Origin of the sequence: Streptomyces sp. NPDC098101, assembly GCF_044760185.1 — a bacterium.
Classification (GTDB): Bacteria; Actinomycetota; Actinomycetes; order Streptomycetales; family Streptomycetaceae; genus Streptomyces.
The window spans coordinates 1,166,277-1,185,375 of record NZ_JBIWAS010000001.1; the positions used below are offsets into that span (position 1 = coordinate 1,166,277).

At 73.9% G+C, this 19,099-nt stretch carries 19 protein-coding genes; 10 read left to right on the top strand and 9 right to left on the bottom strand.

Translation table 11 applies throughout. The features are described from left to right. The first annotated feature begins 258 nt into the window (after positions 1-258). Positions 259-1,089: a TIGR02452 family protein gene (locus tag ACIQVI_RS04680; RefSeq protein ID WP_403591017.1), complete on the top strand. Its 831-nt coding sequence runs from the start codon at positions 259-261 to the stop codon at positions 1,087-1,089. Between the two features lie 77 nt (positions 1,090-1,166). Next, positions 1,167-1,334, top strand: coding sequence for a hypothetical protein (locus ACIQVI_RS04685; RefSeq protein WP_163013778.1), 168 nt, complete (start codon positions 1,167-1,169; stop codon positions 1,332-1,334). A 518-nt stretch (positions 1,335-1,852) separates the two neighbouring features. Here ACIQVI_RS04685 and ACIQVI_RS04690 read toward each other — a convergent pair. The 3 genes from ACIQVI_RS04690 to ACIQVI_RS04700 all read right to left on the bottom strand — a co-directional run bounded on the left by ACIQVI_RS04690 (position 1,853) and on the right by ACIQVI_RS04700 (position 4,316). Beyond that, positions 1,853-3,280 (bottom strand): SPFH domain-containing protein, encoded by a 1,428-nt coding sequence (locus tag ACIQVI_RS04690; protein ID WP_351973976.1) that lies wholly within the window; start codon positions 3,278-3,280, stop codon positions 1,853-1,855. Between the two features lie 83 nt (positions 3,281-3,363). After that, on the bottom strand, positions 3,364-3,594 hold the full coding sequence (locus ACIQVI_RS04695) for a hypothetical protein (protein ID WP_351973977.1): 231 nt from the start codon (positions 3,592-3,594) through the stop codon (positions 3,364-3,366). Positions 3,595-3,608: 14 nt separating this feature from the next. Next, positions 3,609-4,316, bottom strand: coding sequence for an alpha/beta fold hydrolase (locus ACIQVI_RS04700; protein WP_403591022.1), 708 nt, complete (start codon positions 4,314-4,316; stop codon positions 3,609-3,611). Positions 4,317-4,483: 167 nt separating this feature from the next. On the opposite strand from ACIQVI_RS04700, the gene ACIQVI_RS04705 reads away from it, so the two are divergent. Both ACIQVI_RS04705 and ACIQVI_RS04710 read left to right on the top strand, forming a co-directional pair. Then, positions 4,484-4,747 (top strand): hypothetical protein, encoded by a 264-nt coding sequence (locus ACIQVI_RS04705; RefSeq protein WP_381438971.1) that lies wholly within the window; start codon positions 4,484-4,486, stop codon positions 4,745-4,747. Positions 4,748-4,918: 171 nt separating this feature from the next. Continuing rightward, positions 4,919-6,103: a thiolase family protein gene (locus tag ACIQVI_RS04710; protein WP_403591025.1), complete on the top strand. Its 1,185-nt coding sequence runs from the start codon at positions 4,919-4,921 to the stop codon at positions 6,101-6,103. Positions 6,104-6,182: 79 nt separating this feature from the next. Here the strand turns inward: ACIQVI_RS04710 and trxA are convergent, their stop codons facing one another. Next, positions 6,183-6,563, bottom strand: coding sequence for a thioredoxin (trxA, locus tag ACIQVI_RS04715; protein WP_403591028.1), 381 nt, complete (start codon positions 6,561-6,563; stop codon positions 6,183-6,185). Positions 6,564-6,678: 115 nt separating this feature from the next. Between trxA and ACIQVI_RS04720 the strand changes: the two genes are divergently transcribed. Next, positions 6,679-8,118, top strand: coding sequence for an NAD(P)/FAD-dependent oxidoreductase (locus tag ACIQVI_RS04720; RefSeq protein WP_351974300.1), 1,440 nt, complete (start codon positions 6,679-6,681; stop codon positions 8,116-8,118). 7 nt (positions 8,119-8,125) lie between these two features. Here the strand turns inward: ACIQVI_RS04720 and ACIQVI_RS04725 are convergent, their stop codons facing one another. After that, complete coding sequence (locus ACIQVI_RS04725; RefSeq protein WP_403591031.1) at positions 8,126-8,734, bottom strand: TetR/AcrR family transcriptional regulator; 609 nt, start codon at positions 8,732-8,734, stop codon at positions 8,126-8,128. Between the two features lie 183 nt (positions 8,735-8,917). Here ACIQVI_RS04725 and ACIQVI_RS04730 point away from each other — a divergent pair, with 183 nt between their 5' ends. The 3 genes from ACIQVI_RS04730 (at position 8,918) to ACIQVI_RS04740 (ending at position 14,048) form a co-directional block, all read left to right on the top strand. Beyond that, a complete protein-coding gene (locus tag ACIQVI_RS04730; RefSeq protein WP_403591034.1) occupies positions 8,918-10,333 on the top strand; it encodes a purine-cytosine permease family protein in 1,416 nt (471 codons plus the stop codon). A gap of 47 nt (positions 10,334-10,380) precedes the next feature. Continuing rightward, positions 10,381-12,048 carry an amidohydrolase gene (locus ACIQVI_RS04735; protein WP_403591036.1) on the top strand — a complete coding sequence of 556 codons (1,668 nt, stop codon included), beginning with the start codon at positions 10,381-10,383 and terminating at the stop codon, positions 12,046-12,048. A 269-nt stretch (positions 12,049-12,317) separates the two neighbouring features. Beyond that, entirely contained in the window at positions 12,318-14,048 is a 1,731-nt protein-coding gene (locus tag ACIQVI_RS04740) for a TROVE domain-containing protein (protein WP_403592258.1), read from the top strand. 27 nt (positions 14,049-14,075) lie between these two features. On the opposite strand, the gene ACIQVI_RS04745 is transcribed toward ACIQVI_RS04740, so the two are convergent. From ACIQVI_RS04745 to ACIQVI_RS04755, 3 genes are all read right to left on the bottom strand, one after another. Then, entirely contained in the window at positions 14,076-14,720 is a 645-nt protein-coding gene (locus ACIQVI_RS04745) for a DUF305 domain-containing protein (RefSeq protein WP_403592261.1), read from the bottom strand. Between the two features lie 98 nt (positions 14,721-14,818). Continuing rightward, positions 14,819-15,256 (bottom strand): DUF6153 family protein, encoded by a 438-nt coding sequence (locus tag ACIQVI_RS04750; protein WP_403591040.1) that lies wholly within the window; start codon positions 15,254-15,256, stop codon positions 14,819-14,821. Positions 15,257-15,302: 46 nt separating this feature from the next. Continuing rightward, positions 15,303-15,647, bottom strand: coding sequence for a tetratricopeptide repeat protein (locus ACIQVI_RS04755; protein WP_351972501.1), 345 nt, complete (start codon positions 15,645-15,647; stop codon positions 15,303-15,305). Positions 15,648-15,818: 171 nt separating this feature from the next. Here ACIQVI_RS04755 and ACIQVI_RS04760 point away from each other — a divergent pair, with 171 nt between their 5' ends. After that, positions 15,819-16,784, top strand: coding sequence for a pirin family protein (locus ACIQVI_RS04760; protein ID WP_403591044.1), 966 nt, complete (start codon positions 15,819-15,821; stop codon positions 16,782-16,784). Positions 16,785-17,079: 295 nt separating this feature from the next. Continuing rightward, on the top strand, positions 17,080-17,769 hold the full coding sequence (locus tag ACIQVI_RS04765; protein ID WP_403591046.1) for a DUF1345 domain-containing protein: 690 nt from the start codon (positions 17,080-17,082) through the stop codon (positions 17,767-17,769). Between the two features lie 75 nt (positions 17,770-17,844). On the opposite strand, the gene ACIQVI_RS04770 is transcribed toward ACIQVI_RS04765, so the two are convergent. Then, positions 17,845-18,906 (bottom strand): zinc-binding dehydrogenase, encoded by a 1,062-nt coding sequence (locus tag ACIQVI_RS04770; RefSeq protein ID WP_403591049.1) that lies wholly within the window; start codon positions 18,904-18,906, stop codon positions 17,845-17,847. Between the last annotated feature and the right edge of the window lie 193 nt (positions 18,907-19,099).

The following is a 19,099-nucleotide window of genomic DNA, read 5'->3' on the forward strand; positions in this document are numbered from 1 at the left end:
GTCCCGGGACGGTCCGTCCCGCGAGCGCGATCCCGGACGCACCGGAAACAGGCTTCCGGGGACGGAGCCCCCGGAACGCCACTGGTTCCACCTAAAGCCACCACCGACCGCCGTGCAAGAGCGCCCCGGACGGGCCGTACGCGCCCCCCGTGCACCCGCCCGTCCGGATTCCCCCGCCGTCACGGAAACATGCGCCGTGGTCACGGACCGGCGAAAATCCGTTGTCCCGGGCGGAAGGAGACGATCATCCTTGCGCCCATGAGTGCACGACTGCGCCACATCGCGTCCCGGACCGAGGAGATCGTCGCCGAGGGCCGCTACCTCACCCGGGACGGCCGGACCGTCTCGATCGCCGACGACCTGGCCGCAGCCCTGGCCGGAACCCGACTGCACGGTCCCGGCCCCGTCGCCGTCACCCCCGGCACCGACCGCACGCCCGTCCTGGAGGTCACCGGCGAGAGCAGCCTGGCCGCCGCCCGCCGGATGACCTCGGCCGACCCCGCCCGCCCGGTGGCCGTCCTGAACTTCGCCTCCGCCCGCAACCCCGGCGGCGGCTACCTCAACGGCGCCCAGGCCCAGGAGGAGGCCCTCTGCCGGTCCTCCGCCCTGTACGCCACCCTGCTGCGGGCCCCCGAGTACTACGAGCACCACCGCGCCGACCGGGACGTCTTCTACTCCGACCGCGTCATCCACTCGCCCCGGGTGCCGGTCTTCCGCGACGACCGGGGCGAGCTGCTCGCCGAGCCCTTCACGGTCGGCTTCCTCACCTCGCCCGCCCCCAACGCGGGCGTCGTCCGCCGCACCGCCCCCGAGCGCGCCGGCCGGCTGCCCGAGGCCCTCGCCTCCCGCGCCGAACGCGTCCTGGAGACGGCCGCCGCGGCCGGATACCGGCGGCTCGTCCTCGGTGCCTGGGGCTGCGGGGTCTTCCGGAACGATCCCGAGCAGGTCGCGGGCGCGTTCAGGGCGCTGCTCACCGGGGACGGCCGGTTCGCCGGCCACTTCGAGGAGGTCGTCTTCGCCGTCCTGGACCGCGCCTCCGGCACGCCGACGCTCGCCGCCTTCGCCCGGGTCCTCGGCCGTACGCCCTGACGTGCGGGTTCCCCGCCCGCGTGCCACGCTGAAGGGATACGGACCGATGTCCGAAACCCGTCACGGGAGGCACGATCGTGGGCAAGAAACAGACCCGTGTGAACAAGGGGGCCCGCACCGGCGGCCACGAACACCGCACCGACGCGACCGCGAAGGAGAAGGCCTCCCGGGTCACCGCGCGGGAGACGCCGATCTCGGCGGTGGAACACGGCCACCGCAAGGAACGCAGGTTCGGCCACAACTGACACGGATCCGGCCGTGGCGGGCCGGGGCCTGTCCGGCGGATCAGGGCCGGGCGGACCCTGGGCCACGACCGGACCGGCCCCGCCGCGACCGGGGACCACGGCCGACGTCACGGCCGCGGCGAGACCGAAGGGCCCGGCGCCACCACGGCGCCGGGCCCGATCGTGTCCGGAGCGGACGCGATCCGTACCGCCCGAGGCCTCCGGCCCGGCGTGTACCCGGCCCGGCATATACGCGGCTGACCCGGACCCGGACCGTACCCGGCCTGGCACGCACCCGCACCGGCACATAACCGGCCCGGCGCGTACCCGGCCTGAAACGCACCTGAACCAGCACGTACCCGGCTGATCCGGGCCCGGCTGACCCTGGCCGTACCCGTACCCGTACCCGTACCCGTACTCGACCGACCCGGACCCGGCCGACCCGAACCCGGCCCGTCCCCGGGGCGCCTGGCCCGGCAGAGAGCCGGGTACGTGCCGTGCCCGCCCGGGGAGGCGCGGACCCGGCCCGTCCCCCGGGCCTACTCCTCCCCGTCGCGGACCGTGACCTCCACCCGCTCCCGTACCGTCTCCGCCGTCCGGGGCGCCGGCGGCACCGCCCCGCCCAGCTCCTCCCGGGCCGCCGGGCTCATCGTGGCGAGCAGCTGCCGGGCCAGGCCGAGCCCGGTGCCGCCCATGGTGAGCGCCTTGGCGAAGACGTCCGCCATGCCGTCGGCGCCGTTCAGGAGCACCATCTGGTCCACGTTCCCGAAGGCGGACGCGCCCGCGGAGACGATCTCCGGCCACTTCTCGGCCAGTTGCTGGGCGACCACCGCCTCCTGGTTCTCCGCGAGCGCCGCCGCCCGCGCCTTGATCGCCTCGGCCTCCGCCAGGCCCTTCGCCCGTGTCGCCTCGGCGACCGCGAGGCCCTTCGCGTGCTGGGCCGCCGCCTCCGCCTCGCCCGTGAGCCGGGTCGCCGTGGCCTTCGCCGCGCTCGCCAGCTCGGTCTCCTTCGCCTCGGCCTGGGCGGCCGAGATCCGGGCGTCGCGCTCGGCCTCCGCCAGCGTCCGGGTCTCGTACGCCATCGCGTCGGCCGGCTTGCGGACCTCCGCCTGGAGCTGCTGCTCCTTGCGGTGCCCCTCCAGCTCGGCGACGCGCGTCTCCTGCACGACGACCTCCTGCCGCGAGGCCGCCTCGGCCAGCGGACCGGCCTGCCGGGCCCGGGCCGAGGCCTGGTCCCGCTCGGCCTGGTAGCCCGCCTGGAGGATCTCGCTGTCCCGGGTCGCCTCCGACATGCGCGCCGCGGCCTGCTGCTCCGCCTCGGTCGCCCGCCGGTTCGCCTCCGCCTGCGCGATCCGCGCGTCCCGCTGGACGGCGGCGGCGTGCGGGGCGGCCAGGTTCTTGATGTACCCGGTCGGGTCCTCGATCTCGTGGATCTGGAGCGAGTCGACGATCAGCCCGAGCTTCTCCATCTCCGTGCCGCAGGCCGACCGCGCCTGCCCGGTCAGCTTCTCCCGGTCACGGATCATGTCCTCCACGGTCAACCCGCCGACGATGGCGCGGAGATGACCGGCGAAGACGATGTGCACCCGCTCGCTCATCAGCTTCTGCTGGTCGAGGAAGCGGCGCGCGGCGTTGGCGATCGACACGAAGTCGTCACCGACCTTGAAGATCACCACACCGCGGACCTTGAGCGGAATGCCCTGGTGGGTGACGCACTCGACGGACAGCTGCGTCTCGTTGAGGTCGAGCGAGAGCTTGCGCACCGCCTGCACCCCGGGCAGCACGAGGGTGCCGCGCCCGGTGACGATGCGGAACCCCATGCCCTCGCCGAGGCCCTCGTTCTTGTGGTTGGAACCGGAGATGATCAGCGCCTCGTTGGGTTCCGCGACGCGCCACATCATCTTGAAGACAGCGATCAGAACGACGACGGCGCCGACGACGACGCCCGCCATGATGCCGATGCCCATGGGCAAGGTCCCCCTTCACCGGAGCCGAGCGGACCCGGTGAGAGGGAGTGTGCGCCCGTGACGGGCTCCGCTCAACGCTTCGGTCAACCGTCGTACGCGGCTGTGACATAGACGGTGCGCGGAGGGAGATGTTCCATGACGGTCACGACCGTTCCGACCTCGATCCGCTCCTTCGGCACGGCCGGATGGGCGAGGAAGTGCTCGGCGCCGCCCCGGATCCGGACGATCACCTCGCCGACGAGGCCGGGCCCGACGGTGCCGGTCACCCGGCCGAGCAGTCCCACCATCGAGGTCTCCATCGACGCGTCGTCCATGACCGAACGGTACGTCAGATCCAGCCGTCCAGGGCCGACATGAACCCGTCGAAGTCGTCCCGGTGCACGGTGTGCCCGGTCTTCGCCACCGTACGGACCTCGAAGCCGCGCTCCGCCAGCATCCGGGCGCTCCCGGGCGGGACGAGCAGGCTCGGGTCGGCGAGGGTGACGAGCGAGGGGACGACGGGCCGGACCGGCCACAGGTCGGTGCCCACGGACGGCGTCAGACCGTACGCCGTCCGCTCGTCCCACACCCGTAGCGCCGCCAGCTCGTCGTCGACGTCCTCCTCCGACCAGGACGGGTTGAGCCCCCGGACCATCTCCCGGGTCAGCTCCTTGCCGCGTACGAAGAGTTCGGCACGGTAGCCGGTGGGGCCCGGCCTCAGCTGCCAGGCCGGGTCGGAGTACACCGCGCGGGCCGGCTTGAGCCGCTCCACCGCCCGGGCGAGCACGAGCGCCCCCAGCGAGTGGCCGACGGCCAGTTCGAGGCCGTCCGGCACGGTCTCCACGAGGTCCCCGGCGTAGTCCTCGGGCCGGTACTCCTCCGGGCCCGCGCCCCGCCCGCTCGCCCCGTGCCCCCGCAGGTCCACCGCGACCACCCGGTAACCGCGCTCCGCGAGCGCGGGCCCGACCCGGCGCCAGGTGCGGTGGTCGGCCATGATGCCGTGGACGAGCAGGGCCGTCCGGTCCCCGGAACCCCACGTGGTGGTGTGCAGACGCACGGTGCCGCCCCTCCGTTTCTCCTCACGTCCGGCGTGCCCCGCCGGCACGTCCGGTACCGACCACACAGTACGGCCGCGGGGAGGAGCGGCGGCACCGGACCCGAGGCGGGGCGGCCGTCCTCGCGGGTCGCCCGGCGCGCGCCCGGCCGAACGCTTAGCGTCGACCCATGAGCACAGTTCCGAAGCGATTCGAGATCCTGCTGGTGCCCGAGCACGTCGAGGACCGCCACGGCGCCTCCGTCGCGGACAGCGCCGTCCGCTCGGCCGTCGTGGAGGCCACCGGACACCACGGCGAGTCCGGCTACCCGATCTACGAGGGGCACGGCATCAGGGCCGACATCGACCCCGAGACCGGGACGGTCGAGGCGCTGCTCGTCGACGGCCGGGAACTCGACTACGCCCTCACGCCCCTGGTCCGCCCCGCCCCCTGACCCGCCCTCCCCACCGCCGAAGTGCCCCGAGTCGCCCGCGTACGTCCCGAAACGGTCCGTTGACAGGGCGGGCCGCCGGGCAGAGACTCTGCGCGCCCGGTCGGACGAGAACGGTCCCGCCGGGCGAACAGACGAACAGAGTCGTTCCGAAGGTCACGTGGGAGAGAACCGATGAGCATCCGCGACGTCTACATCGTCGACGCCGTCCGCACCCCGATCGGGAAGTTCGGGGGCGCCCTCGCCTCCGTGCGCCCCGACGACCTCGCGGCCCATGTCGTGAGGGCGCTCGTCGACCGCTCGCCCGCGCTCGACCCGGCCCGCGTCGACGACGTCTACTTCGGCGACGCCAACGGCGCGGGCGAGGACAACCGCGACGTGGCCCGGATGGCCGTCCTGCTCGCCGGGCTGCCCGTCACCGTCCCCGGCGTCACCGTCAACCGCCTCTGCGGCTCCGGCCTGGAGGCCGTGATCCAGGCGGCCCGCGCCATCGCGCTCGGGGACGCCTCCGTGGCGATCGCCGGCGGCGTCGAGTCGATGTCCCGCGCCCCCTGGGTCCTCCAGAAGCCCGAGCGGGCCTTCCCCGCCGGCCACCAGCAGCTCCACTCCACGACGCTCGGCTGGCGCATGACCAACCCGAGGATGCCCGCCGAGTGGACGGTCTCCCTCGGCGAGGGCGCCGAGCTGATCGCCGACAAGCACGGCATCACCCGCGAGCGGCAGGACGCCTTCGCCCTCGCCAGCCACCGCAAGGCCGCCGAGGCCTGGGCGAAGGGGCTGTACGACGACGAGGTCGTGCCGTATCCCGACGTGGACCTGACCCGCGACGAGTCGATCCGGGACAGCACCCCGGAGGCCCTCGCCCGGCTCAAGCCCTCCTTCCGCCGCGAGGGCGGCACCGTCACGGCGGGCAACGCCTCCCCGCTCAACGACGGCGCGGCCGCCCTCCTCCTCGTCGACGAGGACGGACTGCGCGAGACCGGCCGCGAGCCGCTCGCCCGCATCCGCACCTCCGCCGTCACCGGCGTCGAACCCCAGCTCTTCGGCCTCGGCCCGGTCGAGGCGGTCCGCCGCGCCCTGGGGAAGGCCGGACGCTCCTTCGCCGACCTGCGGACCTTCGAGCTCAACGAGGCCTTCGCCGCCCAGGCGCTCGGCTGCCTCGCCGAGTGGCCGGAACTCGACCCCGAGATCGTGAACCCGCGCGGCGGGGCCGTCGCGATCGGCCACCCGCTGGGCGCGTCCGGCGCCCGCCTGGCCGGGTCCGTGGCCCACCAGCTCGCGGCGGCCGGCTCCGGCACGGGCCTCGCCGCGCTCTGCATCGGCGTCGGCCAGGGCCTCGCGCTGGTCCTGGAGCGCTGAGACCGCCCGGACACGCCGGAGAGGGGTACGGGAAGCCTTCCCGTACCCCTCTCGCGTCCCCGCCGTCCCGGCGGGTCCGCTACGGCTGCGCGTTCCCCCGGGCCTGCGCGTCCGCGACGGACTTGCGCACCTCGTCCATGTCCAGCTTCCGCGCCTGGCCGATGAGGTCCTCCAGGGCGACCTCCGGCAGCGCGCCCGGCTGCGCGAACACGGCCACCTTGTCGCGCACGATCATCAGGGTCGGGATCGACTGGATCTCGAACGCCGCCGCCAGCTCCTGCTGCGCCTCGGTGTCCACCTTGGCGAAGACGAGGTCCTGGTGGCGCTCGGAGGCCGCCTCGAAGACCGGGCCGAACTGACGGCAGGGACCGCACCACGAAGCCCAGAAGTCGATCAGAACGAACTCGTTGTCACTCACGATCTCGTCGAAGTTGTCCTTGGTGAGCTCTACGGTGCTCATGCCTGCCTGCCTTTCGGGGTCTCCTGGTGGTGTCCTCACGGTCCCCGGGGGACTCGCCGGGCACAACGGCGTATCGAGCCGCACTATTCCAGGCCCCTGCCCGCAGACTGGGATCATGACACATACGGTGGAAGACGAGCAGGTCTACGACGTGGTGGTACTGGGCGCGGGACCGGTCGGCGAGAACGTCGTCGACCGGGTGCGGGCGGCGGGCCTGAGCGCCGCGATCGTCGAGAGCGAGCTGATCGGCGGCGAGTGCTCGTACTGGGCCTGTATGCCCAGCAAGGCGCTGCTCCGCCCCGGGATCGCCCGCTCCGACGCCCGCGCGCTCCCCGGTCTGCGCGAGGCGGCCGGCGGCCCCCTGGACGCGGCGGCGGTCCTCGCCCACCGGAACGAGGTCGTCGGCGACTGGAAGGACGACGGCCAGCTCGACTGGCTGGACTCGATCGGCGTCCGCGTCCTGCGCGGCCACGGCCGCCTCGCCGGACCGCGCAGGGTCGAGGTCGTGAGCCCCGAGGGCGAGCGCCACCTGCTCACCGCCCGGCACGCGGTCGCCGTCTGCACCGGCAGCCGCGCCGTCCTTCCGGAGCTGCCCGGACTGCCCGGCGCACGCCCCTGGACCAGCCGCGAGGCCACCTCCTCCCAGCAGGTGCCCGAGCGGCTCGTCGTGGTGGGCGGGGGAGTGGTCGGCGCGGAGATGGCCACCGCCTGGCAGGCCCTCGGCTCGAAGGTGACGATGCTCGTACGGGGCGGGGGCCTGCTGCCCCGCATGGAGCCCTTCGTCGGCGAGCACGTGGCCGGGGCACTGAGGGAGCGCGGCGCGGACATCCGCGACGCGACGGTCACCGCGGTGGTACGGGACGGGGGCACCGGCCCGGTCACCGTGGTCCTGGAGGGCGGCGACCACGTCGAGGGCGACGAGGTGCTCTTCGCGACCGGCCGGGCCCCGCGCACCGAGGACGTCGGCCTGGAGACGGTCGGCCTGGAGCCCGGCTCCTGGCTGGACGTCGACGACAGCCTCCGGGTCCTCGGCACCGACTGGCTCTACGCCGTCGGAGACGTCAACCACCGCGCGCTCCTGACCCACCAGGGCAAGTACCAGGCCCGGATCGCGGGCGCCGCCATCGCCGCCCGCGCCCAGGGGGAGGACCTGCCGGATCCCGGGAGCTGGGGCGCGTACGCCGCCACGGCCGACCACGCCGCCGTGCCGCAGGTGGTGTTCACCGACCCCGAGGCGGCCGCCGTCGGCCTGTCCCTCGCGGAGGCGGAGCGGGCCGGGCTGCGGGTCCGGGCCGTGGACCTGGACCTGACGCAGGTCGCCGGGGCCGGTCTCTACGCGCCGGGCTACCGGGGCCACGCGCGGATGGTCGTGGACCTGGATCGCGAGGTGGTCGTCGGCGCCACCTTCGTCGGCCCGGGGATCGGCGAACTCCTCCACTCGGCGACGGTCGCGGTCGTCGGCGAGGTCCCGATCGCCCGCCTGTGGCACGCCGTCCCCTCGTACCCGACGCTGAGCGAGGCGTGGCTGCGACTCCTGGAGGCCTACCGGGGCTGAGGCCCGGTCACCGCCCGGCGGGAGCGCACCGGGGTACCAGGGCCCGCGTCGCCGAGCGGGCCACCTCCAGGGCGCCCTCCGCTCCCTGCCCCAGGACCACCCGGGTGCTCAACCCGTCGAGCAGGGCGAGGAGTTCGGAGGCCCGGGTCGCGGTGTCCAGCGGGGCGAAGCGCTTCCGCGCGACGCCCGTCGCGAGCAGGGCCTCCAGGTCCTCCTGCCAGCCCCGGTCCAGCTCGACCTGGGCCTCGCGCAGCGCGTCGTTCCCGGCCGCGCGGGCCCAGAGCTCGATCCACAGCGTCCAGCGCGGGTCGCGGGGCCCGCGCGGCAGGTAGAGCTTCAGGAAGAGGTCCAGTTTGCGCTCGGCCGTGACCCGCCGGCCGAGCAGCGCGCGGCGCTCCTCGGCGAGCGCCGCCTCGCTCCACCGGAGGGCGGCGAGCAGCAGCAGGTCCTTGCTGCCGAAGTAGTACAGGATGTGGCCGCCGCTCGTGCCGAGCCGCTCCGCGAGCGCCGACATGGTGAGGGAGGCGAGGCCGTCCTCGGCGATCGCCGCCATGGCCTCCTCCAGCATCCGCTCCTGGGTGACGTGTCCGTCCCGCCGTCGTGCCGTGCCTGCCACCGCCGCCGTCCCCGTCCCGCTCTTCCGTCCGTCTCCGCCGCGCACGGATCCGCGCTGTACGAATCCGCCCTGTACGGGTCGACCCTAACCGCAACCTCCGAAGGTCTTGACGTGGCCGGAACCTTTCGCACATCTTGAATGCCGTTCTAAAACTTAGAACGGCATTCAAGACAGGAGTGCGGTGTGCTCGGACACGAGACGGCGACCGTGACCACGGGAACCGCGCGACCCACGGGCCGCGACGAGGTGTTCCAGGTGGAGGAACACGGGATCGACCCCATACCCGACGCCGAACGCCACGGCAGCGCCAAGGACGTCTTCTGGCTCTGGTTCGGCTCCAACCTCACCTTCACCTACGTCATCAACGGCGCCCTCGCCGTCGCCTTCGGGCTCTCCTTCGGGCAGGCCGCCGCCGTCGTCGTGATCGGCGGCCTCGCCTTCCTCGCCATCGGCGCGGCAGGCCTCAGCGGCGTGCGCACCGGCACCGCCACCCTCGTCGTCTCCCGCGCCGCCTTCGGCCGCCGGGGCAACTGGCCCGCCGGCCTCCTCAACTGGATCGTCAGCATCGGCTACACCGTCGTGAACACGGTGGTCGGCACCCTCGCCCTCGAAGCCTTCCTCGCCGACCTCGGCTGGAGCGGCGGACACGCCCCCCGCGCCCTGTCCCTCGCCGTCACCCTCGCGCTGACCTTCGCCGTCGCCCTCTGGGGCCACGCCACCGTCCAGTTCGCCGAACGCTGGATGGCGTACGTCCTCGCCGTCGGCTTCGCCGTCCTGGTCGTCCTCGTCCTGCCCGGCGCCGACACCTCCGCCCCCGCCGCCGCGCCCGGCGCCCAGGCCTGGAGCCTCGCCTTCGTCGTCGTGCTCGCGGGCCCCTTCTCGTACCTCCCGATGCCCGCCGACTACACCCGCTACCTGCCCCGCACCACCTCCCTCAAGGCCGTCACCCGCAGCGCGGCCCTCGGCGGCTTCCTCTCCTCCGTCGCCCTGGGCATCGCGGGCGCGGCGGCCGCGACCCAGGCCGACATGACCGACGCCGTCGCGGGCACCGAGGGCCTGCTGCCCGGCTGGTTCCAGCCGCTCTTCCTCGCCCTGGTCCTCGGCGGCTCCGTCACCAACTCGATCATCACGCTCTACTCGTCGAGCCTGAACCTCCAGGTCCTCGGCATCCCCTGGAGCCGCGCCCGCGCCATCGTCATCAGCGCCGCCGTCACCGCCGCAGGCTCCCTCGGCGCCCTCTTCCTCACCGACTTCACCACCTCGCTCCTCTCCTTCCTCTCCCTCCTGATCATCGTCTTCGCCCCCTGGGGCGGGGTCTTCCTCGCCGACATGGTGCTGCGCCGCTGCGCCTACGACTCCGCAGGCCTGCACGCGGACACCGGCGGCCCCTACTGGTACCGCTCCGGCTGGCACCCGGCCGGCCTCACCGCTCTCCTCGCGGGCCTCGTCTTCTCCGCCCTGACCTGCGACTCCGAACTGTGGACCGGCCCCCTGGTCGCCCCGCTCGGTGGCGCGGACCTCACCCTGCTCGGCGCGGCCGTCTCCGCCCTGGTGTACGTGCTCCTCGCCCGCGGGCGCGTCGCCCCGTACCGCCCCTGACCGCCACCGCACCCCCGCCCCTCCCGTACGCCATGGAGCCACCCCGCATGAACAGCACCACCCCCGTCCCCGCCGACCTCGTCCTCACCGGCGCCCGGATCCACACCGTCGACCCGGACCTCCCCGAGGCCCAGGCCCTCGCCGTCCGTGACGGGCGGATCGTCTGGATCGGCTCCGACGACGGGGCCGCCGCCCGGACCGGCCCCGGCACCCGCGTCCTCGACGCCGAAGGACGGCTCGTCCTGCCCGGCTTCGTCGACGCCCACAACCACGTCCGCCTCGGCTCCGACGACGCCTGCGTCCAGCTCGCCGGCGCCCGCACCCTCGACGCGATCCACGAGCGGATCCGCACCTGGCACGCGGCGCACCCGGACGCCGAGTGGATCGAGGCCGAGGCCTTCGACTACTCGGCCGTGCCCGGCGGACGTATGCCCACCGCCGCCGACCTCGACCCGGCCACCGGCGACACCCCCGCCCTCGTCCTCAGCTACGACGTCCACACCGCCTGGCTGAACACCGCCGCCCTCCAGCGGCTCGGCGTCGACCGCGACCACACGGACCTGCCCTTCGGCCGGGCCGTCACCGACCCGGCGACCGGCGAACCCACCGGATTCGTCAAGGACTTCGCCGTCAAGGGCCTCTCCCGCGACGGCCACCGCGCCCTGCGCGACCTCGGCCTGCCGTGGGCCTCGCCCGACCGCCAGTACGGACGGCTCGCCAAGAGCCTGGACGACGCCATCGGCTTCGGCATCACCACCGTCGTCGAACCGCAGAACTCCCTGGACGACCTCGCCCTCTTCGCGCGCGCCCGCGCCGAGGGCCGGCTGCGCTCCCGGATCGTCGCCGCCCTCTTCCACCCGCGCGGCACCACCGGGGCGGACCTCGACGCCTTCGCGGCGGCGGCCGCTGCGCACGACGACGACCGGCTGCGGGTCGGCCCGCTCAAGCTGTACATCGACGACGTCGTGGAGCCCCGCACCGCCGCCCTCCTGGAGCCGTACGCGGGCTGCTCCCACCACCGGGGCGACACCTTCTACCCGCCGGAGGAGTTCGCCGAGCTGCTCACCCGGCTCGACGCGCGCGGCTTCCAGTGCTTCGTCCACGCCACCGGCGACCGGGGCATCCGCACCGTCCTCGACGCCGTCGAGCGCGCCCGCGCCGTCAACGGACCGCGCGACGCGCGCCACCAGGTCGTCCACGTCGAGTGCCTCGACCCCGAGGACACCCCGCGCTTCGCCGCCCTCGGCGTCGTCGCCTGTATGCAGCCCCGGCACGCGGCCCCCGACATCGCGGGACCGGGCCAGGACTGGGCGGAGAACGTCGGTCCCGACCGCTGGCACAAGGCCTGGCCGCTGCGCAGCCTGCACGAGGCCGGCGCGGTCCTCGCCCTCTCCAGCGACTGGAACGTCGCCGAGATGGACCCCATGGTCGGCATCCACGCCGCCGTCACCCGCCGCCCGCCCGGCGGCGGCGAGGCCTGGACGGCCGGCGAGACCCTCGACGTCGCCACCGCCGTCGAGGGCTACACCATGGGCTCGGCGTACGCCAACTTCCTGGAGCACGAGCGCGGTTCCCTGACCGTGGGCAAGCTGGCCGACTTCGTCGTCCTCTCCCGCGACATCCTCCGCGTCGCCCCCGAGGACATCCCCGGCACCGTCGCGGAGACGGTCGTGGTGGGCGGCGAGGTGGTCGTGGAGCGCCGCGCGGGGAAGTGACCGGGCCGCTCCGACGGGCCGCCGTTTAATCGCTGGCGCGCGATCCGGCGGACGGCCTACGGTGACGGTGCGTCCGCGCTCCCGGTGCGCTCGGCTGCGGCTCCTTCCTTCTGACACCCAAGTGACGCCGCCGCCACCTCTGATCTCGGGAAGCGCGGTCGCCCTCGCCCCGGCCGTCCGTCAGGCCGGGGGCCTTCCGTCTTCCTCGGATCCTGGGGGATTCCCTGCCTCGTCGTCACATCCGACGCGTGTCCAAGGTCTGGCCCGAGATGCTCGTGGCCCCGCACGTCTCGGCGGCCGCCCGCGCCGTGCCCCGCCCGAACAACCACTTCACGCCCCTCCCGCGGGGCCCCCGCACCCACGAGGGCGGCCCGGCCTTCACCCGGGAGCCCCGCGAGGAACTCTTCCTGCTGGCCGTCGGCACCTTCGTCTCCCAGCGGACCTTCTACGAGAGCGGCGAGGAGCGCGACGAGCGGTACGTACGCCTCGTGGGCGAACTCGCCGTCGAGGACCCCGTCTGGACGGCCGGCCTGCTGCGCTGGCTGCGCGCCGAGGGCAACATGCGCTCGGCGTCCCTGGTGGGCGCCGCCGCGTACGTACGGGCCCGGCTCCGGGCCGGGGCGACGGAGGCGGCCGGGGCGACCGGGACGCCCGGGACGGCGGAGGGGCCCGGGGCGATCGGGGCGCCGGGGAAGCCCGAGGCACCCGGGGAGTCCGGGAAGTCAGGGGAGTCCGGAGGGGCCGGGAGGTCCACCGCCCCGTCCAACCGGTCCGTGATCGACTCCGTGCTCCAGCGCGCCGACGAGCCCGGGGAACTGCTCGCCCACTGGACGTCCACGTACGGACGGAACGTGCCGCAGCCCGTGAAGCGGGGCGTCGCCGACGCCGTACGCCGGCTGTACTCGTCCCGGTCCCTGCTCAAGTACGACACCCCGTCCAGGGAGTTCCGCTTCGGCGACGTCCTCAATTTGACGCACGCCACCCCCGACCCGGACAAGCCCTGGCAAGGCGCCCTCTTCCAGTACGCCCTGGACCGCCGCCACCACCCCGGGCGGGCGCTCCCGCCGGCCTCCGACCGGCTGCTCACCGCGCACCGGGAGCTGATGGAGCTGCCGGTGGAGGAGCGGCGGGCCGTGGTGACCGGGCCGGACGGCGCCGAACGCCTGGCGGCCGCCGGCATGACCTGGGAGGCCCTGGCCGGCTGGCTCCACGGACCCCTGGACGCCCCCGTCTGGGAGGCCGTCATCCCCTCGATGGGACCGATGGCCCTCCTGCGGAACCTGCGGAACTTCGACGGGGCAGGAGTCTCGGACGGGACCGCCGCCGGGGTCGCCGCACGCCTCGCGGACCCCGTCGAGGTCGCCCGCTCCCGGCAGTTCCCCTTCCGCTACCTGGCCGCCCACCGGCACGCGCCCTCCGAGCGCTGGGCGGCCGCCCTCGAAGAGGCCCTGGGCCACTCCCTGGCCAACGTGCCCGCCCTGCCCGGCCGGACCCTGATCCTGGTGGACCGGTCCGACTCCATGTTCTGGGACACCGTCTCCGAGCGGTCGAAGCTGACCCGGGCGGACGCGGCGGCCGTCTTCGGCGCCGCCCTGGCCCTGCGCGCCGAGCGGGCGGACCTGGTGGAGTTCGGCTGGAACAGCCGGGAGGTGCCGTTCACGCGGGGCGAGCCGGTGCTCGGGATCCTGGAGCGGTTCCACCGCCTCGGCGGCACCTACACCGGCAAGGCGGTGCGCACCCACTACCGGGGGCACGACCGCGTCCTGATCGTCACCGACGAGCAGACCGCCTACTACGAACCCGGCGACCCGGCCGGGGCGGTCCCCGCCGAGGTCCCGTTCTACACCTGGAACCTGGCGGGCTACCGCCCCGCCCACGGCCCTGCGGGCCCGCACCGGCACACCTTCGGCGGCCTCACGGACGCGGGGTTCCGCATGGTCGGCCTCATCGAGGCCGGCCGGAACGGCACCTGGCCGTGGACCGCCCCCGGACCGACGTAGCCGGTCCGGGGACGGCAGGAGGGGCGATCAGAGCCGGTCGAGGACCTTCCGCAGCTCGGCGACCTCGGCGGACTGGGTCCGTACGACGTCGTCGGCGAGCTTCTTGGCCGTGGGGTTGAGGCCCTTGCTCCGCTCCTCCTCCGCCATGGCCACCGCACCCTCGTGGTGGGCGATCATCAGCTCGGCGAAGGCGCGGTCGAACGCCTTGCCCCTGGCGGCCGCCAGGTCCTTCATGTCCTGCTCGGACATCATCCCGGCCATGCCGTGACCGGAGCCGTGGCCGTCCCCGTGACCGGCGGACTCGGGCCTGCCCCAGCCCTTGAGCCAGGCCCGCATCGTCCGGATCTCCGGGTCCTGGGCCCGCTCGATCGCGGCGACCAGCCTCTTGACGCCGGGGTCCTCGGCCCGGCCGTCGGCGAGCTCCGCCATCTCCAGGGCCTGCTCGTGGTGGGGGATCATCATCTGCGCGAACATGACGTCCGCGTCGTTGAAGGGCCCCGGAGCGGGCGCCTGCGAGGCGGCGGACCCGGGCGCGGCGGCTGTGGCGGACGGGGAGACGGACGCCGACGGGGCGGTGTCGTCCGCGCCGCAGGCGGTGAGCAGGAGCCCGGTCGCGGCGGCGGCGCCGACGAGGGCGGACGCCCGGGTGGCGCGGTGCGTGAAGGTGCGCATGTGCATGGTTGCTACCTCGTGTGCTGTTCGTACGTACGGAAAAGGGCAGGCCGGAGAGGCCCACGGGCGGTACGGGGCCCGTGGGAGGGAGTTACGGCCTATATCCGCAGGACGGACAGCAGCGCGAGGTCGGGAGGACGACGGGGCGGGGCGTGCGGAACCCGTACGTGCGCGAGCCGCGCGAGAAGGGGAACGAGCCGCTCGGGCCCGTGTCCGAGGGCGGCCAGGACGAGCCGAGCCAGCAGCCAGACGCCGAGGACGGCCACGCACAGGGTGGTCATGTCCATCCCCGCGCCGGGCTCGTGCCGGGCGCCGGAACTCCCGCCGTCGTGCGCGGAGGAAGCGGTGGTGGCGGTGCTGGCGGTGCTGGCGGTGGTGGCGGCGGCGGTGGTGTGCGTACCACCGCCGGATCCCTCGGGATGGCCCGTCGTGTGCATCAGGAACACGCCGAGCGCGAGCACGACGACGAGCAGGAGGTGCGCCGTGGCACCTCCCGCTCGTCGACCGCGTTCCGCCCGATGTGTCCGCACAGCCATGACCTCCCGGCCGGCGAATATACCGTGGAGGGGTATCAAGAACGCGTCAGGACACGGTCTCGCCCGTCATCGCGGCGGCCATCCGCAGATGCGGCGCGGCCTCCTCCGGACGCCCCTGCCGCTCCAGCGTCCGCCCGAGCATCAGCCGGGCGTAGTGCTCGACCGGGTCGCGCTCCAGGACCGCGCGCAGCTCGGCCTCGGCCAGGGAGAGCCGGGCGGAGTGGTAGTACGCCCGGGCGAGCAGCAGTCGCTGGGCCGTCTGGTCCGGGTGCTCGGCGACGAGGCCGCGCAGGATGCGGACGGCGGTCCCGTACTCCTTCGCGTCGAAGAACAGCCGCGCCCGGTCCCAGCGCTCCCCGGCCGTGCCGAACTCGTAGTACGTGTCGCTCACCGGCTCTTCCCTTCCGAAGCTCGGAACCCGCCGCCGTGTGGGGCGGTCACTCGATCCAACAAGCCAATGTGATTGAACATTCCACTAAATATCCCCGACGACTCCCGACTTCTCGCGGCCCCACCGGAGCGTCACGCCCCACGGCCCCGGGACCGGAATAGGTTGGGCGCCATGAGCAATCTCGACCGCCAGGCCGTGCCGACCGTCTGCGGCGGACGCGGCTTCGTCGTCGCCGAGCCGGTACGGGAACTCCTCGCGCCCCGCCACGTCCGGCTCGGCGAATCGACCGAGGTCCGCCGACTGCTCCCCAACCTGGGGCGGCGGATGGTCGGCGCGTGGGTCTTCGTCGACCACTACGGCCCCGACGACATCGCCGACGAGCCCGGGATGCAGGTCCCGCCCCATCCCCACACCGGACTCCAGACCGTCAGCTGGCTCCACGAGGGCGAGGTGCTGCACCGCGACTCCACCGGCAGCCTGCAGACCGTCCGCCCGCGCGAACTGGGCCTGATGACCTCGGGGCGGGCGATCTCCCACTCCGAGGAGAGCCCCCGCCCGCACGCCCGCTTCCTGCACGGCGCCCAGCTCTGGGTCGCCCTCCCCGACGCCCACCGGTACGTGGAACCCCACTTCGAACACCACGCCGACCTGCCCCGCGTCACCGCCCCCGGCCTCACGGCCACGGTGGTCCTGGGCTCCCTCGACGGCACCGCCTCGCCGGGCACCGCGTACACCCCGATCGTCGGCGCCGACCTCGCCCTCGCGGCCGGCACCGAGACGAACCTCCCGCTGGACCCCGACTTCGAGTACGCCGTCCTCGCCATGTCCGGCGAGGCCCGCGTCGACGGCGTCCCCGTCCTCCCCGGCTCGATGCTCTACCTCGGCTGCGGCCGCGCCGAACTCCCCCTCCACGCCCTCTCGGACGCGGGCCTGATGCTCCTCGGCGGCGAGCCCTTCGCCGAGGAGATCGTCATGTGGTGGAACTTCGTCGCCCGCACCGACGAGGAGATCCGGCAGGCCCGGGAGGACTGGGAGAAGGGCTCGCGCTTCGGCGAGGTACACGGCTACGACGGCGCACGGCTGACCGCCCCCGAGCTGCCCGCCGTTCCGCTGAAGCCGCGCGGGCGAACGCGCTGACCCGGGGAAACCCGCGGTCGTGTCGGCCGTGCTTCCTCTGACGGCCACCGTGCTGGGGCCCTAGACCCACATCCTGTCCCGCGCTCGGGTCTGTTGCGCGATGCGGACCCCGTCCTCGCGGGGCAGGTCGCGGTGGAGGCCCGGCGGTGCCTTCGTGCGCGTCAGTGTGTCGTGCGACGGACGTCGGCCATCGGCGTCCCGCCTTTCGTACGATCGCGCTCTGTCCCCAGTACCCCCACGGAATCGAGCGGGTGCCGCTTGGACGCGTGGGGACGCCCAGGAGGAGGCGCTGTCGGTGCATTCATGGCTTTCGGAACGCCGCCGGTCCGCGGTGAGTACGGTCGTCGGGTGCTGCGTCGCCGCGCTTCTCGGCCTGCTGGGGGTTCTCGCGCCGGGGTCGGTGTCCTTCTCCGGCGCGGATCTGGGCGTTGTGGCGCTGTTCGCCTACCTGCTCTGCTACCTCGCGGTCACGCTGAAAGCCTTCTCGACCGCGCCGCCGGAACGGATCCGGGTCTGGGCCCGGCGGGAGGCGCGGGGCACCGTGCTGCAGCGCTACCTGCTCGGGACCGCGCCGGGGCCCGGGGTGTCGGTCCTCATCGCGTCGGCGGCGCTCGTGGTGTCGGCGGTCTGGCGTCCCGGGCATCTGGGGTCGGCCCTTCCGGCGACCGCGCGGGTGCTGATGGCGCTCGGTCTCGTCGTCGTCGCCTGGATCTGCGTTCTGATCGCCTTCGCGGTCGCGTTCCATGCCGACAACCTCGTGGAGGACGAGGCGGCGCTGGACTTTCCGGGTGGCGATACGGCGCTCTGGGCCGACTACGTGTACTTCGCCCTGTCGGTCATGACGACGTTCGGTACGACGGACGTCACGGTGATGTCGCGGGAGATGCGCCGGACGGTGTCGGCCAACGCGACCATCGCGTTCGTCTTCAACACGGTGATCGTGGCCGGAATGGTCGCGGCGCTGGACAGCGGGCAGGGGGCCTGACGGGTTCCGTCGGTCCTCGGGCGGTGGCCGGATCGTCCGCGCCGTGCGCGGTGAGCCGGCCACCGCCCCTCCCGCTCAGGGGATGAGCACGAGGCGGATCGGGTCTCCGGTCTTCTTCTCCAGCCGGGCGACGGCGTCCGCGGCCTCGGCCAGGGGGACGTGGGCCGTGATGGACGGGGCCAGGTCGATGCGTCCGGACGAGGCCAGGCCGACGAGCTGTTCGACGTGCTCGGGCTCGGAGCCGTAGTGGCCGCGGACCTGGTTGACGTTGAAGCAGAATCCGATGCTGTCGGCGATCGAGACCGGCTCGGGGGTGAGTCCGGCGAGGACGAGCGAGCCGAACGGGCCGAGGGTCGACGCGGCCTGGGCGCGGGCGGCGCCCACGCCGGCGAAGTCGAAGGCGACGTCGAGGCCGCGCCCGGCCGTGGCCTCCCGCACCGCGTCCGCGAAGTCCGGCGCGAGCGGGTCGAGGGCGAAGTCCGCGCCGAAGACGAGGGCCCGCTCGCGGGCCGACGGCAGGGGGTCGATCGCGATGATCGGGGCCGCGCCGACCATCCGGGCCAGCCGGACGGCGTGGGCGCCGAGGCCGCCCGCGCCCCAGATGCCGACCGACTGGGCGGGGCGGACCGCGCCGGTGCCCACGATCGCGGCGTACGGGGTGGAGACCGCGTCGGGGATGATCGCGGCCTGGTCGAAGGGCAGGCCGTCCGGGATCGGGAGCAGGGTGCCCTCGCGGGCGATCGCGTACTGCGCCCAGCCGCCGTCGTAGTCCAGGCCGCGGGTGAGGGGGCGGTGGCACAGCGTGCGGCGCAGGCAGCCGGTGCAGTCGCCGCACGCCTCGCCGGCCTGGAGGACCACCCGCTGCCCGGGCGTCCAGTCGCCCTTCACGTCCGGGCCGAGGGCGTGGACGACGCCGGCGACCTCGTGGCCGAGGGTGACGGCGCCCGCCTCGGTGACCGCGTCGGTGGGGAAGAAGGGGCTCAGGCTGCCGTCGATCAGGTGGACGTCCGACAGGCAGACGCCCGCGGCCCGCACCTCGACGAGGACCTCGCCCGGGCCGGGGACGGGGATCGGGACCTCTTCGACGGCGAAGGCGCGGGTGTCCAGGCGCAGCCGTCCGGCCAGCATGGTGTTCATGCGGAAACCTCGATGTGTTCGGGGGAAGAAGTGCGCACACAGCTCATACGCTTGACGTGGTCGATCGACCATGTCGCTCAACCGTGTCTACTGACGAGGTCACCTGTCAAGCCGTCCTCCGCCGGACGTTCGGGGGAGGTGACGAGTTCCGTCCCATGACTGTGTCATTCAATACAGTCGTGCGACATGTTCA